General features: G+C 46.0%; 19 protein-coding genes and 1 other annotated feature. Of the genes, 17 read left to right on the top strand and 2 right to left on the bottom strand.

What is annotated here, in order from left to right; translation table 11 throughout:
• Positions 1–7 precede the first annotated feature (7 nt).
• From aroE to leuS, 9 genes are all read left to right on the top strand, one after another.
• Positions 8–877, top strand: a complete 870-nt coding sequence (gene aroE, locus MHI55_RS22425; protein ID WP_340386935.1) for a shikimate dehydrogenase — start codon at positions 8–10, stop codon at positions 875–877.
• 269 nt (positions 878–1,146) lie between these two features.
• A complete protein-coding gene (yhbY, locus tag MHI55_RS22420) occupies positions 1,147–1,440 on the top strand; it encodes a ribosome assembly RNA-binding protein YhbY (RefSeq protein ID WP_017687186.1) in 294 nt (97 codons plus the stop codon).
• Between the two features lie 15 nt (positions 1,441–1,455).
• The gene (locus tag MHI55_RS22415; protein ID WP_076254412.1) at positions 1,456–2,046 is read left to right on the top strand and encodes a nicotinate-nucleotide adenylyltransferase; all 591 of its coding nucleotides are present in this window, start codon (positions 1,456–1,458) and stop codon (positions 2,044–2,046) included.
• Positions 2,030–2,596 (top strand): bis(5'-nucleosyl)-tetraphosphatase (symmetrical) YqeK, encoded by a 567-nt coding sequence (gene yqeK / locus MHI55_RS22410; protein ID WP_076254414.1) that lies wholly within the window; start codon positions 2,030–2,032, stop codon positions 2,594–2,596. The genes MHI55_RS22415 and yqeK overlap by 17 nt, the downstream gene beginning before the upstream one ends.
• Before the next feature lie 17 nt (positions 2,597–2,613).
• A complete protein-coding gene (rsfS, locus tag MHI55_RS22405) occupies positions 2,614–2,961 on the top strand; it encodes a ribosome silencing factor (RefSeq protein ID WP_036615136.1) in 348 nt (115 codons plus the stop codon).
• The gene (locus MHI55_RS22400; protein ID WP_036668546.1) at positions 2,958–3,863 is read left to right on the top strand and encodes a S1-like domain-containing RNA-binding protein; all 906 of its coding nucleotides are present in this window, start codon (positions 2,958–2,960) and stop codon (positions 3,861–3,863) included. The genes rsfS and MHI55_RS22400 overlap by 4 nt, the downstream gene beginning before the upstream one ends.
• 129 nt (positions 3,864–3,992) lie before the next feature.
• Entirely contained in the window at positions 3,993–4,763 is a 771-nt protein-coding gene (locus MHI55_RS22395; RefSeq protein WP_076254435.1) for a class I SAM-dependent methyltransferase, read from the top strand.
• A gap of 222 nt (positions 4,764–4,985) precedes the next feature.
• Positions 4,986–5,942, top strand: a complete 957-nt coding sequence (locus tag MHI55_RS22390) for an aminoglycoside phosphotransferase family protein (protein WP_076254415.1) — start codon at positions 4,986–4,988, stop codon at positions 5,940–5,942.
• 112 nt (positions 5,943–6,054) lie between these two features.
• Positions 6,055–6,324, top strand: a binding site (T-box leader).
• Positions 6,325–6,402: 78 nt separating this feature from the next.
• Entirely contained in the window at positions 6,403–8,847 is a 2,445-nt protein-coding gene (leuS, locus tag MHI55_RS22385; protein WP_036615125.1) for a leucine--tRNA ligase, read from the top strand.
• Here leuS and comER read toward each other — a convergent pair.
• Positions 8,828–9,673 (bottom strand): late competence protein ComER, encoded by an 846-nt coding sequence (comER, locus tag MHI55_RS22380; RefSeq protein WP_036668550.1) that lies wholly within the window; start codon positions 9,671–9,673, stop codon positions 8,828–8,830. The genes leuS and comER overlap by 20 nt on opposite strands.
• 185 nt (positions 9,674–9,858) lie before the next feature.
• Between comER and MHI55_RS22375 the strand changes: the two genes are divergently transcribed.
• The 3 genes from MHI55_RS22375 (at position 9,859) to MHI55_RS22365 (ending at position 14,022) form a co-directional block, all read left to right on the top strand.
• On the top strand, positions 9,859–10,494 hold the full coding sequence (locus MHI55_RS22375) for a helix-hairpin-helix domain-containing protein (protein WP_076254417.1): 636 nt from the start codon (positions 9,859–9,861) through the stop codon (positions 10,492–10,494).
• Positions 10,495–10,533: 39 nt separating this feature from the next.
• On the top strand, positions 10,534–11,052 hold the full coding sequence (locus tag MHI55_RS22370; RefSeq protein WP_017687196.1) for a cytidine/deoxycytidylate deaminase family protein: 519 nt from the start codon (positions 10,534–10,536) through the stop codon (positions 11,050–11,052).
• A gap of 102 nt (positions 11,053–11,154) precedes the next feature.
• The gene (locus tag MHI55_RS22365; RefSeq protein WP_340386933.1) at positions 11,155–14,022 is read left to right on the top strand and encodes a ComEC/Rec2 family competence protein; all 2,868 of its coding nucleotides are present in this window, start codon (positions 11,155–11,157) and stop codon (positions 14,020–14,022) included.
• 15 nt (positions 14,023–14,037) lie between these two features.
• Here the strand turns inward: MHI55_RS22365 and MHI55_RS22360 are convergent, their stop codons facing one another.
• Positions 14,038–14,490, bottom strand: coding sequence for a hypothetical protein (locus MHI55_RS22360; protein ID WP_076254422.1), 453 nt, complete (start codon positions 14,488–14,490; stop codon positions 14,038–14,040).
• Positions 14,491–15,110: 620 nt separating this feature from the next.
• Between MHI55_RS22360 and MHI55_RS22355 the strand changes: the two genes are divergently transcribed.
• The 5 genes from MHI55_RS22355 to MHI55_RS22335 all read left to right on the top strand — a co-directional run bounded on the left by MHI55_RS22355 (position 15,111) and on the right by MHI55_RS22335 (position 21,201).
• Positions 15,111–15,623, top strand: a complete 513-nt coding sequence (locus tag MHI55_RS22355; protein ID WP_036615117.1) for a sigma-70 family RNA polymerase sigma factor — start codon at positions 15,111–15,113, stop codon at positions 15,621–15,623.
• Positions 15,620–16,510, top strand: coding sequence for a DUF3298 and DUF4163 domain-containing protein (locus MHI55_RS22350; RefSeq protein ID WP_076254424.1), 891 nt, complete (start codon positions 15,620–15,622; stop codon positions 16,508–16,510). Before MHI55_RS22355 ends, MHI55_RS22350 begins: the two co-directional genes overlap by 4 nt.
• A gap of 283 nt (positions 16,511–16,793) precedes the next feature.
• A complete protein-coding gene (locus MHI55_RS22345) occupies positions 16,794–17,972 on the top strand; it encodes an IS110 family transposase (RefSeq protein WP_340386931.1) in 1,179 nt (392 codons plus the stop codon).
• A 246-nt stretch (positions 17,973–18,218) separates the two neighbouring features.
• Positions 18,219–18,995, top strand: a complete 777-nt coding sequence (locus MHI55_RS22340) for a DUF3298 and DUF4163 domain-containing protein (RefSeq protein ID WP_076250670.1) — start codon at positions 18,219–18,221, stop codon at positions 18,993–18,995.
• 766 nt (positions 18,996–19,761) lie between these two features.
• Entirely contained in the window at positions 19,762–21,201 is a 1,440-nt protein-coding gene (locus tag MHI55_RS22335; RefSeq protein WP_340386929.1) for a polysaccharide deacetylase family protein, read from the top strand.
• Positions 21,202–21,573 lie beyond the last annotated feature (372 nt).

Raw genomic sequence — 21,573 nt, 5'->3', positions numbered from 1 at the left:
CGGACCTATGTCTGAGCAGAACAAATTCAACTCTTCACTTCCCGTGTTGCTTGGTGTTATGGGTGATCCTATTGCTCACTCCAAGTCTCCGGCAATGCACAATGCGGCTCTGCAGGCTGCAGGAGTGAATGGAATGTATATGCCACTGCATGTTCATCCGGATCAACTGGAAGCGGCCGTTCGCGGAATTGTGGCACTGGGCTATCGTGGTGTTAATGTGACCATCCCGCACAAAGAGCAGGTGATGCAGTATCTGGATGTGATCGATGAAAGTGCTCGCCTGATTGGTGCGGTGAATACCATCGTTAATGAAGGTGGAACACTGACAGGGTACAATACGGATGGTATTGGTTATGTCCGATCGTTGAAGGAAGAGGCTGTGCCTGAGCTTGCGGGCAAACGTATCGCTGTCCTGGGAGCAGGTGGAGCAGCGAGAGGTGTCATATATGCACTTGCACTGGAGAAGCCTGAACGGATCCACATTCTGAACCGTACAGCGGACAGGGCTATTACACTTGCTTCGGATTTACGAGGCCATGGCTTGGGAGAAATCTCGGGCAGTGGCATGGAAGACGCTACAACGGTACTGGCTACGGCTGATATCGTGATTAACACAACGGCTGCCGGAATGCACCCGCATGTTGATGACGTACCGGTTGATCCTGCACTGATCCGTGAAGGCGCAGCGGTGAGTGATCTGATCTACAATCCGCAGGAGACCCGTCTGCTTCGAGAATCGCGGATACGAGGATGCACGGTGCACGGTGGTCTGGGTATGTTTGTATATCAGGGCGCAGTGGCCTTTGAACATTGGCTCGGCATTCCCGCTCCTGTGGAAACGATGAGACGTGCTGTACTAAACAGTTTTGAAGTGTGAAAATGATATTAAGAGTACATGCAGACGACGAGTGCAGAACCAATCTGAAGAAACGAAGTGGTCGCATTTATCACCGGATTTTCCCTTTGTGAAAAGGGATCAGAAAAATCTGGGGATAACAGCGATCGGAAGATGGTACTGCAATCGGAGTTACTTTGTGTACTCAGTGATCATTTTTACCATTGAAAAATAATAATTGAATGGTCAGGTCCGGACAGTTTTTGCGCTGTCGATCAGGGCCTGCTCAACATAAGGAGTATGGAGTATTCATGTTAAACGGTAAACAAAAGCGCTTTTTGCGGTCACAGGCACATCACCTGACCCCTGTATTTCAGATTGGTAAAGGTGGAACCAACGAGCACCTGTTCCGTCACATCGAAGATGCGATTGAGAAGCGCGAATTGATGAAAGTGCAAGTGTTGAACAACAATGACGAGGACAGAAAAGAGATGGCAGAAGAAGTTGCCCGTGAAACGGGAAGTGAGCTTGTACAACTCATCGGTAACACAATCATCCTGTACAAAGAATCTCGCGATAACAAACAAATCGAACTACCTAGATAAGGGAGCGTGACGCAGGTGAAGATCGGCATCATGGGTGGTACGTTTGATCCGATCCACATGGGACACCTCCTGGCAGCTGAAGCGGCAAGGGATTCACATGCACTGGATGAGATCTGGTTCATGCCTTCCCATGTTCCACCTCACAAACGCGGAGCCGGAGCTTCGGGACAGCAACGTCTCGATATGACGGAAGCGGCTGTGAATGGTGTGCAGCAATATGAGGTGCTGGGTATCGAGATGGAATTGGGCGGCGTGTCTTATACCATCGATACGATGAAGGAACTGTGGCGTCGCCATCCTGAACATGAATTTTATTTCATTATCGGGGCGGATATGGTGAACTATCTCCCCAAATGGGAGCAGATTGAAGAGCTTGCAGAACGCTTAACCTTTATCGGAGTTGGTCGGCCGGGCTTCCAGTTACATCTGGATGATTTACCAGACGAGTTACAGGATCGGGTCCTGCTGGCCGAGATGCCCTTGGTCGATATTTCATCGACAGCCGTACGCAGACGTCTGGCCAAAGGTCATTCGGTACGCTTCATGATTCCTGATGAAGTGCACCAATACATTGTAAGGAGCGGTTTATATGGCACTAAGCCGTGATGAACTGATTCAAGCCGTATCCGGACAAATGCCGGAAAAACGCTGGAAGCATACACTGGGTGTAATGGAATCGTCAGTGATGTTGGCTGAAAAATACGGTGCTGATCCTGTGAAAGCAGATCTGGCAGCGATATTGCATGATGTGGCGAAGTACTGGCCCGTAGCGAAGATGGAAGCGGTCATCCGTGATAACGGGTTAAACCAGGAACTTCTGCAGCATGACAAGCAACTCTGGCATTCCGAAGTCGGTGCTTTTGTAGCCAAGCGTGATTACGGTGTGGAAGATTCCGAAGTTATTAATGCCATCCGGTGGCATACCTCGGGTCGGGTAGGCATGAGCTTGCTGGACAAAGTGGTATGTCTTGCCGATTACATTGAACCGGGACGAGATTTCCCGGGAGTGGATCACATTCGCGAACAGGCTGAACGTAGTCTGGAGGAAGGTTTAATTGCCGGATTCGATTCGACGATCAGCTTGCTGATCTCGCAACGACGTGTCATTTATCCTTTGACCATGCTGTCGCGGAATGACTTAATTGCACAATTATAGATTATGGAGGTTGGTTCATGACAGTATCATCGAAAGAACTTATGAATATGGCGGTTGCTGCCGCTGACGACAAAAAGGCATCCAACATTGTAGCGTTGGATCTGATTAATGTTTCCCTGGTGGCAGATTATTTTGTTATTTGTCACGGGAATTCCGATACACAGGTACAAGCCATTGCCACTGAAATTCGCAAACAGGCTCATGCAGCCGGAGCGACGATCAAAGGTATCGAAGGTATGGATTCCGCACGTTGGGTATTGATGGACATGGGCGATGTTGTTGTTCATATCTTCCACCGTGACGAGCGCGAATATTACAACATTGAACGACTATGGTCTGATGCCAAAGTGGTGGAAACTGTATGAGTTTGATTGCTGGAACAGTCGTCTCTTTGCCGGTTTCACGTGAAGTGTCTCCGTTTGGCTTCTTTTTGACGACAGGATCGGAAGATGTACTGCTTCACTACACCGAGTTAACACGGGATATTAAAATTGGTGAGACGCTTGAGGTATTTGTATTCTTTGATACAGAAGATCGTCTGGCCGTAACGATGAAAAAGCCTTATCTCATGCTTGGCGAAATGGCACGACTGGTTGTGGCTGATGTTCACCCACGACTGGGCTGTTTCTTGGAAATGGGTCTTGGACGGCAATTGCTGCTTCCTATTCGTGAATTGCCTGAACTGGAAGAACTGCGTCCTCAAGTGGGGGATGAAGTCTTTGTAATCATGGAACATGACAAGCAGGGACGTCTGCGTGCCAAATTGGCCGGGGAACGTGAGCTTTCACCATTGTCTTTCCATGCGCCAACTTCATGGTTAAACGAGTGGGTTGAAGCGACGGTATACAAGCCACTGCAGATGGGTACTTTTGTACTTGTAGAGGGCGGTGTACTGGGCTTTGGCGCAATTGGTATGATTCATTCATCCGAACGTAGTCATATGCTGCGTCTTGGTGAAAAAGTGAAATGTCGGGTGACACTGGTACGTGAAGACGGACGTGTGAATCTGGCGATGACTCAACTCAAACAAGTTGGACGTAACGAAGATGCAGACAAGCTGCTCGCCTTTATGAAAGAACGCCCTATGGGTGGCATGCCATACTCGGATGCAACTCCGCCGGATATCATCAAGCAACGCTTTGGCATCAGTAAGTCTGCCTTCAAGCGTGCCTTGGGCAAATTGATGAAAGACGGATTGGTGGTCCAAAAGGAAAGCTGGACGTATCTGTCCGAATCTGCTCCTGCGGATCAAAGTGAAAACAAGTAATCTTCCTGATTAAATAGTTGTAATATGGAACTCGGATAAGGCAGGGATAGGCTGGGTAAACACCGGATGCCCCTGTTTTTTCTTTTGTTAACAGGATTGGAAAATGAAATTGAAAGTGCGGTGCCTGACATGTCTTACCGGAAATTTGCCTATGTGTATGATGAATTAATGGAAGATATGCCTTATCCGGACTGGATAAGGTTTGCAAGAACAGCATGGGAAAAGCATGGAATGCCCAAAAGTGTCGCTGAACTTGGCTGTGGAACGGGCTCCATTACGATCCCGCTCGTGAACTCCGGTTTCGAAGTTACAGGCATTGACCTCTCATCAGATATGCTGTCGGTTGCACGCAGCAAGATGGAGGCTACGCCTCAGGGTCATCGCTTGTATCGTGAGGGCAGTGTCCGTTGGGTGCAGCAGGATATGCGGGAATGGCGAGTTCCGGAACCTGTGGATTCGGTGATATCTTTCTGTGATTGCGTCAATTATTTGCTTGAACAAGAAGATGTCGTTCGAACATTCCAGCGGACATACGAGATGCTGAAGCCTGATGGAACGTTCCTGTTTGATGTGCATCATCCCAATACCCTTATTCGTTATGATGAAGAGCAGCCTTTTGTACTGGATGAGCGCTCCGTGTCGTATATTTGGACATGTGATCTGGATCAGGATCGCTGTGAGATCGAACATCATCTCAGTATTTTTTCGCGTGTGGATGATGGTAGCAAGGATATGTATCAGCGGTTTGAAGAAGTTCATGTCCAGCGTGCATATAACCCGGACTGGATGAAGCTTGAGTTGTCCAAGGCAGGTTTTAGAGACGTGAAGGTATATGCGGATTTTGAATGGAAAGAAGCTGGAGACAGCGCACAGCGCTTGTTCTACGTGGCTGTGAAGTAAGAGCGAATAATGAGAACTGTCCTTATGGTGCATAAGGGCAGTTTTTTGTTTGATTTTTTTATGGAGAATGAATAGCAATAGTCTTAAATAGGGTAGAGGAATGCAAGAAAAGACATAACGACGTGACAAAAAGTATTGCCAGTTAAAGTAAAGAAGGTGATAATAGTCGGATAGAAAGCGTTTTCTGAGGAAATAAATCAAATGTCAATGTGAGGTGTAGAAATGGAAAGTACATATAAAACAAGACTTACGTCAGAACAGTTGAATGCCATAATAGAGCAGCATTTCTCTGCAAGTATACAGGACTACAAGGAAATGGTGGATGGCTGGGCCAATCATGCATATCTCATTACACTGAGTGACGCACAGCGAGTGGTACTCAAAATTGCACCGTCGGCTTCGACAAATCTGATGCGCTGTGAGCAGGATTTCATGATTGCTGAGATTGAGGCACTACGCCTCATCACGGAGCTACAGGATGTTCCCGTACCCCAAGTGCTGGCTTATGATGATTCGTTAACTATGGCTTCAGCGCGTTATTTTATCATGGAGTACATGTCTGGAACACCCTATAATCAGGTCAAGGATCAATATTCTGCGGAAGAGCAGGAGGCCATTGAACACCAGCTCGGTCGGTACAATCGTCGAATTAATGAAATCAAAGGCGAGAAGTTTGGATATTTCTCGGAGCAAAAACAGCAATATTCCACATGGAAAGAAGCATTTATGAATCTGATGGATGATATTCTTACCGACGGGGAAGAAGCCGGAATTAAATTTTCAATCGATTATCCTGAATTGAGACGCTTGATTGAAGAGAAATCGGATGTGCTGGACGATGTAAAAGAACCTGTTCTTGTGAGTTGGGATCTGTGGGATGGCAATGTTCTAGTAGACAAAGGTCGTATCACAGCGATTATTGATTTTGAACGTTCACTGTGGGCAGATCCTCTGATGGAGCATTATTTCAGTCATTTTAACTATACACCCGGTTTTGTGAAAGGGTATGGGCATGAGATTACGACTGAAAGTGAGCTGAAAAGAAGAAGTCTCTATGACTTGTACTTTGATCTGGTGCTGCGCATTGAGTGCGCTTATCGTCAATATGATAATCAGGAACATGTGAATTGGACCATTCATAATCTGGAGGAAGGCATTGAGCGTTTTCGGTTATCCTGAACAGCAACGAGTATTATTGAACGGTACGAACCGTGTGACTTAAAAGGGTCATTATAACGTGTAATATTGACTTTGGGCTTGCTTTTTTATATAATGGTCCCGATATTGTATACATATTTCGATGATAAGGATCAGTAGTAATTCCTGTACATAACAGAGAGCCGGCGGTTGGTGCAAGCCGGTTGACAGTGATTTGCGAACTCGCCTTGGAGAAATGCGGTGATTACACCATTCTGTTTAACCTGCTTGTATAAAGCTTGGGTTCAGGAATGGAAATCCGCATCGGTTAACCGCCGTTACAGGTCCAAAGGGAGTGGATGACGAAGCACGTTCGTCCACTAACTAGGGTGGTACCACGGGAATTCAACCTCTCGTCCCTAGCGCTGCAAACGCTACGGGATGCTGAGGTTTTTTTGTTGCAATTAAAGCTAAAGTGAATAACCTGAAGGAGGAACAATAGATGAGTGAGAATAACCAGCCGAAACACGGCTATCAGCCACAAGTCATGGAAAAAAGTTGGCAGCAATATTGGGATGCAAATAAAACGTTTAAAACGGGTGAGGACCCTGCTAAACCGAAATTTTATGCACTGGATATGTTCCCTTATCCATCCGGTTCAGGTCTGCACGTAGGTCACCCGGAAGGATATACGGCAACGGATATCGTTTCCCGTTACAAACGTATGCGCGGTTACAACGTATTGCACCCAATGGGTTGGGATGCTTTCGGTCTGCCTGCTGAGCAGCATGCACTGGATACAGGTGAACATCCACGAGATATTACATTCCGTAATATTGACAATTTCCGTCGCCAGATCAAATCGCTTGGTTTCTCCTATGACTGGGATCGTGAGATCAGCACAACGGACCCTGAATACTATAAATGGACGCAATGGATCTTTATTCAGCTGTACAACAAAGGTCTGGCTTATGTAGATGAAGTTGCAGTTAACTGGTGTGAAGCCCTTGGAACGGTACTTGCTAATGAAGAGGTTATTGATGGCAAGAGTGAACGCGGAGGACATCCGGTTGTACGCAAACCGATGCGTCAATGGGTTCTGAGAATTACCGAGTATGCAGAGCGTCTGTTGGAAGACCTGGAAGAGCTGGATTGGTCTGAAAGCATCAAGGATATGCAGCGCAACTGGATCGGTAAATCGACAGGGGCGGAAGTTGTATTTGCCATTGAGGGTCGCGAGGAAGTTATCAAGGTGTTCACTACCCGTGCGGACACATTGTTCGGTGCGAGCTTTGCAGTACTGGCTCCGGAACATGAGTTGGTAGAAGCAATTACAACCGATGACCAACGTGAAGCTATTCAGGCTTATCAGGAGCAGGCTTCTCGTAAGAGTGATCTGGAACGTACAGATTTGGCCAAAGACAAAACAGGTGTATTCACTGGCGCTTATGCAATCAACCCTGTTAATGGTGCAAAACTGCCGATCTGGATTGCTGATTACGTTCTTGCAGGTTACGGCACAGGTGCGGTTATGGCAGTTCCGGGTCATGATGCGCGTGATTGGGAATTTGCGAAGCAGTTCGGTCTGGATATCATCGAGGTTATTCAAGGTGGAGACGTTACACAAGAGGCATATTCGGGTGATGGCGCACATGTGAATTCCGATTTCTTGAACGGACTGAATAATGAAGAAGCGGTTGCCAAGATGATTGCTTGGTTGGAAGAGAACGGTAAAGGACAAGGGAAAGTGACCTATCGTCTGCGCGATTGGCTGTTCAGCCGTCAGCGTTACTGGGGTGAGCCAATCCCGATTCTGCATCTGGAAGACGGAACGATGAAGACAGTACCTGAGGATCAACTTCCACTGCTGCTGCCTGATATCGACCAGATCAAACCTTCGGGTACAGGAGAATCACCACTGGCGAATGTTACGGAGTGGGTGAATACGGTAGATCCGGAAACGGGAATGAAGGCACGTCGCGAGACCAATACCATGCCACAATGGGCGGGTAGCTGCTGGTATTACCTGCGCTTTATCGATCCGCGCAATGACAAGGAACTGATCTCCAAGGAGAAACAGCAGCAGTGGCTGCCAGTTGATCTGTACATTGGCGGAGCAGAGCACGCCGTACTTCACTTGCTGTACGCTCGTTTCTGGCACAAAGTGCTGTATGATCTGGGTGTTGTGGAGACCAAAGAGCCTTTCCACAAACTGGTCAACCAAGGTATGATCCTGGGTACCAATAATGAGAAAATGAGTAAATCTCGTGGTAATGTCATTAACCCGGATGAAATCGTGAATGAATTCGGTGCAGATACATTGCGTCTGTACGAGATGTTCATGGGACCATTGGAAGCGACAAAACCGTGGAATGCAAACGGGGTTGAAGGCATGCACCGCTTCCTGTCACGTGTATGGCGTCTCTTCATTAACGAAGACACAGGAGCCATCAATGACAAGATTACGGTGGACGGTGGAACGGATGAGTTCAAACGAACTGCTCACAAAACGATCAAAAAGGTTACGGATGATCTGGAACATCTGCGCTTCAACACATCCATCAGCCAGCTGATGATTTTCATCAACGATGCATACAAAGCGGACACACTGCCTCGTGAAGCGATGGAGAAATTTGTGCAGCTGTTGTCACCACTGGCACCGCATATGGCAGAGGAACTGTGGAGCCGTTTGGGTCACGAAGGTGGGATCTCTTACGTGGCTTGGCCTGAATATGATGAGTCCATGACAGTGGATGCGGAAGTAGAAATCGTTGTTCAGGTAAATGGTAAAATTGTAACTCGTGCTACGATCGCGAAGGATCTGGATGCACAGGGTATGCAGGACTTTACGATGGAGCTGGCACCTGTTAAGCAGGCGCTGGAAGGCAAGACCATTCGCAAGGTCATTGCCGTTCCAGGCAAACTCGTTAATATTGTTGCCGGTTAATCTCACCGGCTCGGAATAGTTCATCCAGCTTTAACAAATCTTCATCATATTTGTCATGTGTCGTGTGGATCAGGTTGTCGAAAACGCCGTCAAGACTAACCTTCAGCAGTGCGAGTGCCTGAGCGGTAATACCGCCAGGTACAGCGACACGAGCCTGAAGCTCTTGCGGGGTGTATCCTCCTTCGGTGAGCAGCTTGCCTGTTCCCAGGAGCATTTCGCCAGCCAGAGCGCAGGCATCTGCCCTTTTGATGCCTGTCAGCTTCACTGCACTTTCGATCCACTGTTCCAAAAAGAACGATATGAATGCAGGTCCGCAGCTGGAGAAGTCGGATGTGATTCGTGTACAGGCTTCATCCACTTGGTACGGCCTGCCTATATGACTGAGCAGACTTTCCAACACAGCGCGGTCTTCACTGGTCATTCGTTCGCCATGTATGCAGAGGGATGCTCCACTGCCGACTTGGTGTGTGACGCTGGGAATTACCTTGGAGACTTTGCAAGGAAGTGAAGATTCCAGATGTCGCAGCTGCACGGGACTGGTGATCGAGACAATTATATGATTGGGATTCACGACAGGCAGGATGTCGTCAATAACATGTTTGAATTCAAGCGGCTTCACGCACAGGAAGATGATGTTGCTTCGGATCACCGTTTCCCGATTGCTCTGGGATTCATGCAGACCGGGGTAACGGAGGGATAACTGACGTACTTTGGACGGGGTTCGATTGCTGGCCGCGATCTGCCGGGGCTCAAGTGCACCCGATTGGATCAGGGCATAGATTAGCAGGCTGCCCATGCTGCCGGTTCCGATAAATCCAACCTTCATTGTTTCAGGCCTCCTTTCATGCTTTACGGTACTGGCGCAGTTCATTCCCTCTATTCTATGCGTGAGGACCTGTTTCACATGACATGAAAAATGCACAACTTGTTTCATCAGGAAAGTTCAACGGTTCGGAAGCACCGCCCGTGTTCGAAATGAATGATTTTGAATTCAGGGAGAGGTGTGGAAGAATGAGATGGAACAAAGGGATGACCATTGCTGCTGCGGTGGTTGGAAGTATACTTATATTATGGTCGGGCAAAAGTGAACAACCACCTAGTGGCTGGGAACCCTTGCAGCTCGGCACCGAGAAGCCGACGATAGAGCAGGAACTCCCTGTTGTACAGTCGGCTACTTCGGTTCAGGGCAATACAGGAGCATCTTCGGGAGCTGATGCAAGTGGGATGCAGACTGGGAATGAGACAAAGGCAGAAGAGTCTAAAGGGCTTGCGAGCGTTAGGGTTGAAGGTGATACAGCTGTTCGAACTACAAGTCAGACGAATGATAATCCACCGGACACCTCAAATTCGATTGAACCAGTTGCGCAGGGTACGAATTCTGATCTTTCGGTTACCTCGGAGACGGCATCAAGCAGTAATCCACCTGTAGTTCGTGAGGAATCTGGCGACAATGGCAAGATTGATGTGAATACCGCTCCTGTCTCCAAGCTTATCGAGCTTCCCGGAATTGGGGAGAAGAAGGCTCAAGCTATTGTGGACTATCGGAATGCACATGGTCCTTTTGCGAAAGTCAGTGATCTGACAAAGGTCAAAGGAATCGGGATGAAGATGCTGGAGAAGATGGCGCCGTATGTGCAGATCCGGTAAAATTAAAATATAAATTGTATTAAGCGGGAGGAAAGCAGCATGAGTACAGAGGTACGCAAGGACTGGGATACGTATTTTATGGACATCGCGTATATGGTTTCCACCCGTTCCCGCTGTTCGCGTCGTCATGTGGGCGCCGTTCTTGTTCAGGGAAAGAAACTGCTGGGAACAGCCTATAATGGTGCACCCACCGGCGTCCCGGATTGTTCTGAAGCAGGTTGCATGATATCGGAAGAGTATGAGTTGGTCGTGACCGATGGGCAAGAAGAAATGGTGAAAAAGCAAAGATGCATTCGCACAATTCATGCGGAGCAAAATTTGCTTTTATTCACAGATCGAATCGACCGCGAAGGCTCGTCCGTGTATGTGACCGACGAACCTTGCTGGACATGTGCCAATATGCTGGCGAATAGCGGGATTACAGAAATCGTGTTTCATCGTTCTTATCCTAAAGATACCGGCAAGGTTACCAATATGATGGAACAGAAGGGCATAACGTTCCGCAGGCTGGAGAATTACCAGCCCCCGCGGGAAACGATGATGACTGTGAGCAATTAATGTGAATATGGTCGAATATGTGAGGGAGAACCTCCGGCAAGCCTGAATTGGCTTTCCGGGGGTTTTTCTGCGTTCAACGGGTGAAATGAAGGAGGGGGAGAAATGAAAGGCAGACCGTTATTAAGTTTTACGATTTGTTGGTTGTGCGGGAGCGGGATAGCATGTGCGTTAACAGGCTGGGCGTTAATCTGGGGGTTAATTGGAGCTCTGGCATGTTTACCACTTTTACTTCGTTTTATGGATGTGCGTGGATGGTCTGTTTTATTTTTACTCGCTGCCTTTATTGGAGGCGCTGCACATTGGGAGTGGAATGACGCACGCAATCATAGTAGTCTGCCGGAGACCATGCATATCGCTGTTCATGAGTTGGACAGATGGTCAGCTGAAATTCAGGGTGAAATTGTGTCAGATGTACGTATTGATGGAGATCGGGCTGACTTTAAGATACAGATGTCTTCAATATTACCAATATCGGATTCGTCAGCAGATACAGATCTTGTAGCATCATCTGCATTCAACATAGATGAACAATTGATGGTACAAGTCAGACTGTTGGAGGAAGAAGAACAACAGGTAGCAGCGGGCTGGAAGAGGGGAAATTTGATTACGCTTAATGGTTCTTTTGTCCTTCCTGGTGAAGCCAGGAACTTTGGCGGGTTTGATTATCGCAGTTACTTGCGCACCCTGCATATCCACTGGTTGTTCAAAGTGAAGGGAGCCAGTTCGGTAAAAGCAGTTGCTCCTGAGGGACTTGGACAATATAACGTACTACGGTGGACGGATTGGACTAGGCATAAGTTGGGCTCGGCGGTTGAGCAGTTATTTCCAGAGCCTCATGCAGGATATATGAAGGGTCTTATTATCGGGATGGCTACTGATATCGATCCAGGTACCTATGGTCAGTTTTCACAACTCGGTCTAACGCATATCCTGGCAATCTCCGGAACCCATGTCGCTGTATATGTTGCTTCGTTGCTTCTCATTCTATCTTGGCTAAGGCTTACCAGAGAGACGGCACTCACGATTGTTCTGATTCTGGTGCCAGCTTACGTACTATTATCCGGTGGTTCACCTTCAGTGATTCGGGCAGGAATGATGTCCATGATTGGGTTGTATATGGCACGTCGCGGTCTCGCCAGAGACGGCCTTCAGATGATTAGTGCAGCAGCATTGCTGATGATGTGGTGGGACCCGTACTTTTTGCTAAGCGTGAGTTTCCAGTTATCCTTTCTTGTGACCGCAGGTTTGATGATCTATATGCCATTGATTAACCTGTTGTTCAGAAGCTGGCCGAAATCTCTGGCTGCAACAGCATCCGTTACCGTGACCGCTCAGCTGATTTCGTTCCCAGTAACCATTCTGTATTTCAATCAGTTCTCACTACTCTCATTTGTAGCTAACTTTCTGCTGGTTTCTTTGATTAGCGCCATTGTATTACCTCTGGGGACAGTTGCCATGTTATTGTCATTCATATGGGTTCTCTTGGCGAAACCCCTCGCATGGATAGCGATGCAACTGAATCAACTGACTTTTGTAAGCGTGGAGTGGATGAACAGCCTGCCAGGTTTTGTATTGATCTGGGCAACACCGTCCTTGTTATGGATTGCCGCATATTATGCTGTGTTGTATGCCTTACTCTACCTGTTGCATCGTGGCAATGGTGAACAGCAAGAAACAGCGTTTGTTGAGGAAGAGACGGCTCCTCTTGTGAGGGGGCAACCTTCAGTTTCAATGGCGAATATGGGCATTCGCTCTTCGATGTCTACCGTGGTACAGGATCAAGGTAAGAACCATGTAGATGGAAAAGAAACTTCATTAACGACATTAGGAGCCAGTATTGCCTGGCCGGAATATACAAGTGCATTTACTACACGAGGCGCAGGTTATTATTCAAATGAACGAATGAGTAAAGCTCAGCAATGGTTGTGCAGGCTGCTCGCAATCAGCTTTATTGCTGGATTATGGTGGGCATATCAGACTCCCAAGCCTGCTGGAGCTGGCATCGTGCAGTTTTTGGATATTGGTCAGGGAGACAGCACATTGATTACAACCCCGGAAGGCAAACATATTCTGGTGGATGGCGGGGGAACGGTTAGTTTTGGGAACACCGAACAATCGTGGAAAACAAGGCGTGATCCGTATGAGGTGGGAGCCAAGGTGGTTGTTCCTCTATTGAAAAAGAGAGGTATCCATCAACTGGACGCTGTAATTGTAACGCATGCCGATCAGGATCATGCCGGAGGACTACAGGCTGTGCTGGAACAGATTCCGGTTAAACGTTTCATGTTTAATGGCACAACCAGTGGTAAAGAAAACTTTGATAAATTACTGGACACAGCCATGGAACGTAAAATTCCTCTGTACGCCATTCAGCAAGGCATGTCCTATAAGGTTGATAAGGAGACAATTTTACATTTTATAGCTCCGGATCTGGAACATATGGATGTAAATGGATCAGGCAATTTACCAGTGTCTGAACATCAGAATCACGATTCCGTTGTCTTTTTGCTGGAAATGGCGGGGGCTTCCATGTTGTTCACCGGAGATATGGATGCTGCGGCCGAGCAGGACCTGCTCTATATGATTCAGGATGGCTCGTTGGCTGCCCAGTTTGAACAGAAAGGTGCAGATATTGGAGTTACAGAGGGAGTTGTACAAAGGGTACTTACACGCCCGTTGCAAGGTAATTTAAATGATGCTTCAGCATCTGTCTCCATTGACGTTCTAAAGGTCGCTCATCATGGCAGTAAAACGTCGTCCACCGAAGCCTGGCTCCAATACTGGAACGCCAAAACAGCTGTGATATCTGCAGGAGTTAACAATACATATGGGCATCCCAATCCGGGAGTGATGGAACGTCTGGAGGCTACCGGGTCAGATATTTATCGGACAGATCAGATGGGAGAGGTTCAGATGAGGGTGAAAGATGGGAAGATTGATATCCGGTACAAGTTGTTTGGAGTTGAGTGAAGGCAGGCAATCTATTTATCGGTATGAAGATGAGTGAAGAAAACTCCGATTTAATACCAACTGGAAGGTTAAAAAGACAAGAGAACATACAACAATGTGGATAGTTTGAGCAGAAAAAGTACTGAAGTTACGTGTAAATATCGAGTAGATGATCCCACCTATGAAGCCTAATAGACCATATGCAACGATTGCAACGAGCAATCTTTTATACGTATTATCTTTTTTTCTGTATAAAAGTAATCCATCCACCAATATAGAAAGTGGCGTAAGTAAGAAAAGTAAAATAGCGAGATTAATCAATAATCCAACCGCAAATTTATACCCGAATGAATAATAGTAAGTATTCTCTAATCTTTCATCTATAGGGACATAGTGATATATCCCCATTGCAAGTGAAATGAGAACTGCAGTTAATACAGCTGCAACTATTTTTCCGCGCGGCCTATTGATTCTATGGGTGTTTGTCATTTAAATATTGACCTCCCTAAATAACTATATTCAATAAGAGATAGGCTAAGGCGTTACTATATTTTAACATACAGAGGTTGAGGAAAAGTGGGAATTAGAGAAAGAAAGTACTTAGTTGACCTATAAAAGAAAGAAGTCGTTTCGCTGCGAAACGACTTTTTTCTTAATTGCATGGTGGTGACATATTTTTTGGTAGTGGCAGGGTAGGAAATGAGGGAGGGGAGCGTGGTTCCACCGGCACAGATCAGAAGGAGACGGATTAAAAATATGAAATATCGTTACTATAGAAAGCCTACAACGACAAAAGCGCTACAGACTACCAAACAACTTTCGGTTCCGAGTGATACATTGTTTTTTCGGAAAGAAACCTTCGAAAGTTTCAAATGAATTCGGTCATCGGTAGTAGACTGGTATTCGGTAAGTGAAGGATGGGAAGATTATTTTTAAAAGGACGAGGTGCATTTAATAGAGGCACCGAGGTTTACGCTGAGCTGCTTGTGAGGGCCTTGAACGATTTGCAGAAGTGAAAAAAATTTTGGATGCCAAAACTTTTTGGGAACCCGTATACGTCTTACTTCTTGTTACGACAAAAGATTTATATAGAAAAGGAATAATCGGCCATGTTCAATAGGAAAACTGAAAAAATTCTGACACACTGTATTACCGAGCATAAAGAGAACGTATACCGACTTGCGTATAGCTATGTCAAAAATAAGGATGATGCCCTGGATATCGTACAAGACTCCATATACAAAGCGATGACGCATCTCGAACTTTTGAAGAACCCAGATGCGGTCAAAAGCTGGTTTTACCGGATTGTGGTGAATACCGCCCTGGATTTTCTGCGCAGTAACAAAAAGGTTCAGGCGATGGATCATGAAATGATCGAAACCTACAGCCCCGGGGAAGAAGATACGTATACGGACATTGATTTGAAGCGAATGCTCGAATCCTTGCCGGATAAATACAAGAGCGTCATTATACTGAGATATTTTGAAGACATGAAGATCGAAGAAGTTGCGGCTGTGCTGGATGAGAATGTGAATACGATTAAAACAAGGCTGTATCAGGCGCATCAGCTATTGCGAATCAAAATGAATGATGAAACAACCAAAGGAGATCGAGTAAGATGAACAATAACATGGAACAGCTGCGAAAAGAATATCAAGAAATACCCATTCCAGATGAATTGGATAGCATTGTAAACCAATCGATTCATAAATTCTCTAAGGAGGGAAGGAGGGGCCGCGGCTCAAATTACAGATGGTTAGCTGTTTCCAGTGCGGCTGCGGTCATGTTCCTTGTTGCGATCAATGTGAGCCCTCCTGTAGCGAAAGCATTGTCATCCATACCGGGTGTGGACCGGGTTATCCAAGTGCTCACGTTCAAGGAATACGTGGTTGACGAGTCTAATTACAATGCGATTATCAAAGTGCCTTCCATTACCGATATGGAGAATGAGCAGTTGCAAAGCGGGTTGAACGAGAAATATATGAAGGAGAACAAAGCGCTTTACGAAAAGTTCCAGGCGGAAATCAGCGAATTGAAGAAGCAAGGCGGAGGCCATCTGGGACTTGATGTCGGATATGAAGTAAAGACGGACAACGACGAGATTTTATCTATACAAAGATACGTGGTCAAGACCGCTGCTTCATCCTCGGAGGAGCTTCAGTTTGATACGATCGATAAGAAAAACCAAATCCTCATAACTCTGCCGATGCTGTTCAAGGACGATCGTTATGTACGGCTCATCAGCGACAACGTTAAAGAGCAGATGCAGGTGCAAATGAAAGCGGACCCTAATAAGATTTACTGGGCTCCGGGAGCTACCGACGTGCCGATCACCAGTGAGTTCCAGAGCATCGCGAAGGATCAAGGCTTCTATATCAACAACGACGGCAAGCTGGTGATTGCTTTCAACGAATATGACGTTGCGCCAGGCTATATGGGTTCTGTGGAATTCGTCATTCCCACGGATGTGTTGAAAGACGTTCTGATTAATAACAAATACATTAAGTAATGGAAGAGACCGGTGATGGGGTACCCCGCGCCGGTTTTTCGTATTATCAGGTTAGCCAGTAATTACTGGTTGGCCTTTTTTTGTGGTCGTTTTACGATGGGGGAAGCCGGGAGAACGTGGCGGTTTTAGGGGCTAGGACCTCGTAACAAAAACAGTTCTCCCACGACCTCCAAAAGACCATGTTTGGGCTGGTAGGGGCAGTTGACCCCGTATAACAAGCGAAGCTATGGGTTTGGAACCATCGTGGAAAGGACCGGCGAAACGAAAGATAAGGAGTGAGGACATGGAACCTGTTGTTGGTGTAGATGTCGCTAAAGGTTCAAGTGTGATACAGGCGTTTCAAAAACGAAATGAGCCCGTTGGTAAAGCTATCGTCATTGAGCATGTTGCGAGTGGATTCGAACAATTCACGGAGATGTTAGGGGCCCTTCAAGCCGAAACGGGTGTTGCTCCAGTGGTTGTTTTGGAGGCGACTGGGCATTACCATCGTGCCTTGGTGTCCTGTCTGAATCGGAGTGGCTACACCTACTACATTGTGAATCCCTTGCAATCCAAGCGAGCGAAGGGAACGCAGTTACGCAAAGTTAAAACAGATGCTGCAGATGCTTGGCATCTGGCAGAGATGTACTATCGCGGCGACGTGAAGCCGCATCGAAATTGGGATGAGACGTTTACAGAGCTACAGCATTTGACTCGGCAGCATGAGTTTGTCACGGGAATCTTTGTGCAGGCGAAGCTGAACAGCAGAGCCTTGCTGGAGCAAGTTTTTCCGGCGTATGAGCAGATATTTTACAATGTGTTTTCAACAACATCATTGACGGTGCTGTCTCATTGTTTGGAGGGAAGTGTGACGAATTGGAATGAAGTCATTCAGGGTAATTCGGGACGATCCCATTCCAAGCGATGGACCAATGAAAAATCGAAAAAACTGGAGGAAGTACTGGATGAATGGAGAGAAATTCGGCGTAGCCCCGCTCAAAGCAAGGCACTGCTCGGAATGGTCTCTTTATTGTTGACGATGATTCGGCAACTGGAGGAACTCGAAAAACAAATGGAGGAACTCGCAGAAAATCTGCCTGAAGTCGGACTAGTGAGAAGTATCCCGGGAATTGGAACGAAACTGGCCGCAGCCATTGTAGCTGAACTAGGTGATGTGAAACAGTTTAGTGATGCGAAGCAACTTGTAGCGTTTGCGGGCCTTGACCCAGGGATTTTCAGTTCAGGAAAGTTCACAGCGACAAGTACACGAATTACGAAACGAGGCTCTAAAAGGCTTAGACGTTCGCTATATTTAGCGGTGCAATGTGGAATGCGAAAGAATGCGAATGCAAGAATCCGTTCGTACTACGAGAAAAAAAGAAACGAGGGCAAGCCCTACAAGGTGGCTGTGATCGCCTGCGCAAACAAGCTGTTACATCACATTTTCGCCATCTTGCAGAAGGGCCAGCCCTACCAAGTGTAATCCATATTTAACCAAAACCTCCATAGCCGTGGAGGTTATTCGTGTTGGTCGGAAAAAGTATACCACGAAAAGAGAACTCATCCAACCAGAAATGCTTGACAAACATTAGCTGGTTTTTGTTAGTACTTTGGTCGAAGAGACATTGTTCTGTTTTTGATTTTCCAAAACTTTCTGTACCATCTCATGCGTCTAGCCAATGAGTGTGCTTGATTAGACACTCATACAAAGAGATGGAGGATGAAAGCTATGAAAAAGAAAACGATAAAATACATGAAGATGGGGGCCATGGGCTGTGTAGCCATGCTCGGCGTCGGCGCAGCGAGCTTATCTGCAAATGCGCTGGCCTCGGCACCTGTTTCAGCGAACGTAACTGTCAGCTCTAAGGTACATTCAACCGTCCCTTTGGCTACAGGAGTGAAAATCGTGGAGAAGGTACTGAGCACAACAAGCAAGAACCTTATTGTGAACATCAAGGTACCGCAGCTGGACGGCATGCTGGACACCAGATACCAGAATGAACTGAATGGCATCCTTTTATCCCGTGCGCAAAAGGATCTTGCTCAGTGGGAGAAGGATGCCGCAAAAACGGCCAAAAAGGCAAAAGTAAATCACCAGAAGTTCCACCCCTATGAATTTTACGTCAGCTATAAGCTAAAGTCGGACGGAACTGGAAACCCGGCAGGAGTAGTTTCGCTTGAAGTAATCACGGAAGGTTACAGGGGCGGAACAAGCATGCCCCGGATCGATACCTACAACTTGAAAAATGCCTATGCGGCTCAGCGCGTGACACTGGAGGATCTCCTCGGTTCTAACTACAAAGAAAAGCTTGATGCAGATATTCTTGCGCAAATGAGAAAGGATCCCGATCAATACTTCCTGGAAGAATTCAAAGGGACGTTCACGGAACAGTCGTTTTATATTGAAAAAGGCGAACTGGTTATCGTCTTCCCGAAATACAGTATCGCGCCGGGATATGTGGGTTCACCGGAGTTCCGTTTCAATTTGAAGAATGCCAGCCTCTGAGGCAAAGCCGAATGATATGAAGCCAGAAGTCGCAGTAAAGTTGGATCTGAAAAAGGTGGCAGCTTACTAAGGGAGCCTATGGCGTGATGATCGTTTTGCTCGAAATTGCACAGAATCTCTTGTATATGAAGTGTAGTGAGGTTCAGCCGCAAAGTCTGCAAAAGTGCATAAAATGAGCAGTGGACAAGCGCGTCCTACGAGGAGGAGTCCTGCTTCTTCTCGAAAATGGCTCCCAAAGCGCTCGGCGCAGCCACTTCGATTCATAAAAATCAGTTTTACGTGCAATCCAATTTGTGTCCGACATTCTAAATGTACAAGTACAACATTAATTCAAGTCTTATGCTGGAAACATGACGATTATTCTGAATGTGGCATCTCGAAGACTCTCTTCTTACGGGATGCTTTTTTTAGTTCTAAAGGCAGAAGTTCCATGAAATTGTTTTGTTCTCTTCATTGATTACATTAATTGGAGAAAACTTTTTTCACAACCTCGGCGTCCTGCCTATGAGCGACAAATCAAAAAGATAAGGACGAAAGTAAAATGCATGATGGGCTTAGGGGGATTTGCGTGGCTCCTCATTATCGATCTGTCGAGAGTGCAGGCACTCAGTGGTGCCTTTCTGTCATCGATGTTTGATGTGAATAACTGATGGTTGATTTTTCATCAGGTATCGTATTTCGATAGTTTTGGGCCACCATCGCCGGAAGAAATGATAGACAATGACTTGCAGTTTTATGACTAGAATAAAGATAAGGATGATTTGAAATGAACAAAAGGAAGAAAACACGGTGGCCCGTTTGGCTGGTTGGATTTATTGTATTAGCTGGCGGGATTCTAGGAATCAATCTAATGGTGCAAAATGTTCTAGCTGGGAACCACAGCGTTACAGAGAACGTTGAAGTGTCGCCCAGTGCATACCCAGGCTTAAATATCGAAACAAGGACGAAGAATACGAAGCATTATATACTGTCGATTAGCAACGTTCTCTCAAACAGCAAGGAGATTAATACTCCTATTCAGACGTGGGTCAATGATCAGGAAAAGAAATTCTTAACCCAGGTTAAAACCGGTGCAAAAACGCTTCAAGGCGATCATCGTGCTGAATTGAATATTACAGTAGATACGAATAAAATTAATGACCATTTATATAGTTTAGTGTTCACTTCCTATCAAATCACCACAGGCGGTGCTAATGGACAATCGATAATAAAATCTTTTAATATCGACACAGCTGAAAATAAAATATTGAATTTATCTGATATCATGACTTATGACAAAGCAGCTGTTAACCATATTATGTCCATCGTGAAGGGGGAATTGAAGAAACAGAAAAACGTTCACTCTTATGTATTCGAAGCAGAACTTCAAAAATCTATAAAAAATCCATCTGGATGGAAATGGTCCATAGGTAACGGAGTCTTTACTTTATACTTTAATAAATACGAGATCGCTGCAGGTGCAGCCGGAACGGTCCAAGTGAACATTCCACTGAAATCCTTGCATTCCTACTTGAAGAAGGACCTTACTAAAAAATGGAATATTACTTATGAAAATAACGATGAACCAAAAGGGAAGAGGCCAACTCAGCCTCCGCTTGATCCTAAAGGGAAATATGTTGCTCTTACCTTTGATGATGGGCCTCACCCAAAGGTGACACCTAGAGTTCTAAAGACTTTGAAGGAGTATAACGCGAAGGCTACTTTCTTCATGCTGGGCGTACAAGTAGAGTATTATCCTGATATGGCTAAAAAGGTTGCTAAGGCCGGCCACGAGATCGGCAATCACTCCAAGAGTCATCCGAATCTTGCGAATATGAGCCTGAGTGAGGTGCGCAAACAAATCATAGAATCATCGCACCGAATCAAAGATGCGACTGGGGAAAAACCAACCCTATTCCGTCCGCCTTATGGTGCTATGAATGAATCAGTCAAAAAAGTCACCAAAGAACATAAAACACCCATTATTTTATGGTCAGTGGATTCGCTGGATTGGAAAAGCCGGAACGCTCAAGCCGTAAATAAAGAGGTTGCTAAAAACATCAGATCAGGTTCGATTGTACTTATGCATGATATTCACGCTTCTACAGCTGATGCGCTGCCCCACATGCTTAAATCACTAAAAAAGCAAGGCTACCAATTCGTAACGGTGTCTCAGTTGTTGTCCTTGAATAAATCCACAGGAAATGGCCCTTATTATAATCAATAAGTTCATCACACAAAAGAGGTACAAACCTTCGTTTTTCTAAGGTTTGTACCTTCTCTATAAGAATGGATTTGCACATCCTATATAAACCGACCTTTATTTGGATTTGAAATAATTCCTTGCTGTTCCGATTTCTCCATAGTTTCTTATATTCAGATACGGATGTAAGAGTTTTTCTAACGAACATTTTGTCCATAAGCTGCTTCACTCGCTAGCGACAGATGGTTCCAGCGTTATAATATTTTAGTTATGCAGTCATCTTTTTTTCAACTTTTCGTACTAGAAGTAAGTAATACTTCATGAAGTGTAAGGACATCTAGACTATCACTTAGGATAGTTGACTAAAAATCAGTTACTCTCTTGCCTTTGATATGC

This window comes from Paenibacillus sp. FSL E2-0151, from assembly GCF_037993015.1.
Classification (GTDB): domain Bacteria; phylum Bacillota; class Bacilli; order Paenibacillales; family Paenibacillaceae; genus Paenibacillus; species Paenibacillus amylolyticus.
This window is presented reverse-complemented; position numbering and strand designations above follow the sequence as displayed.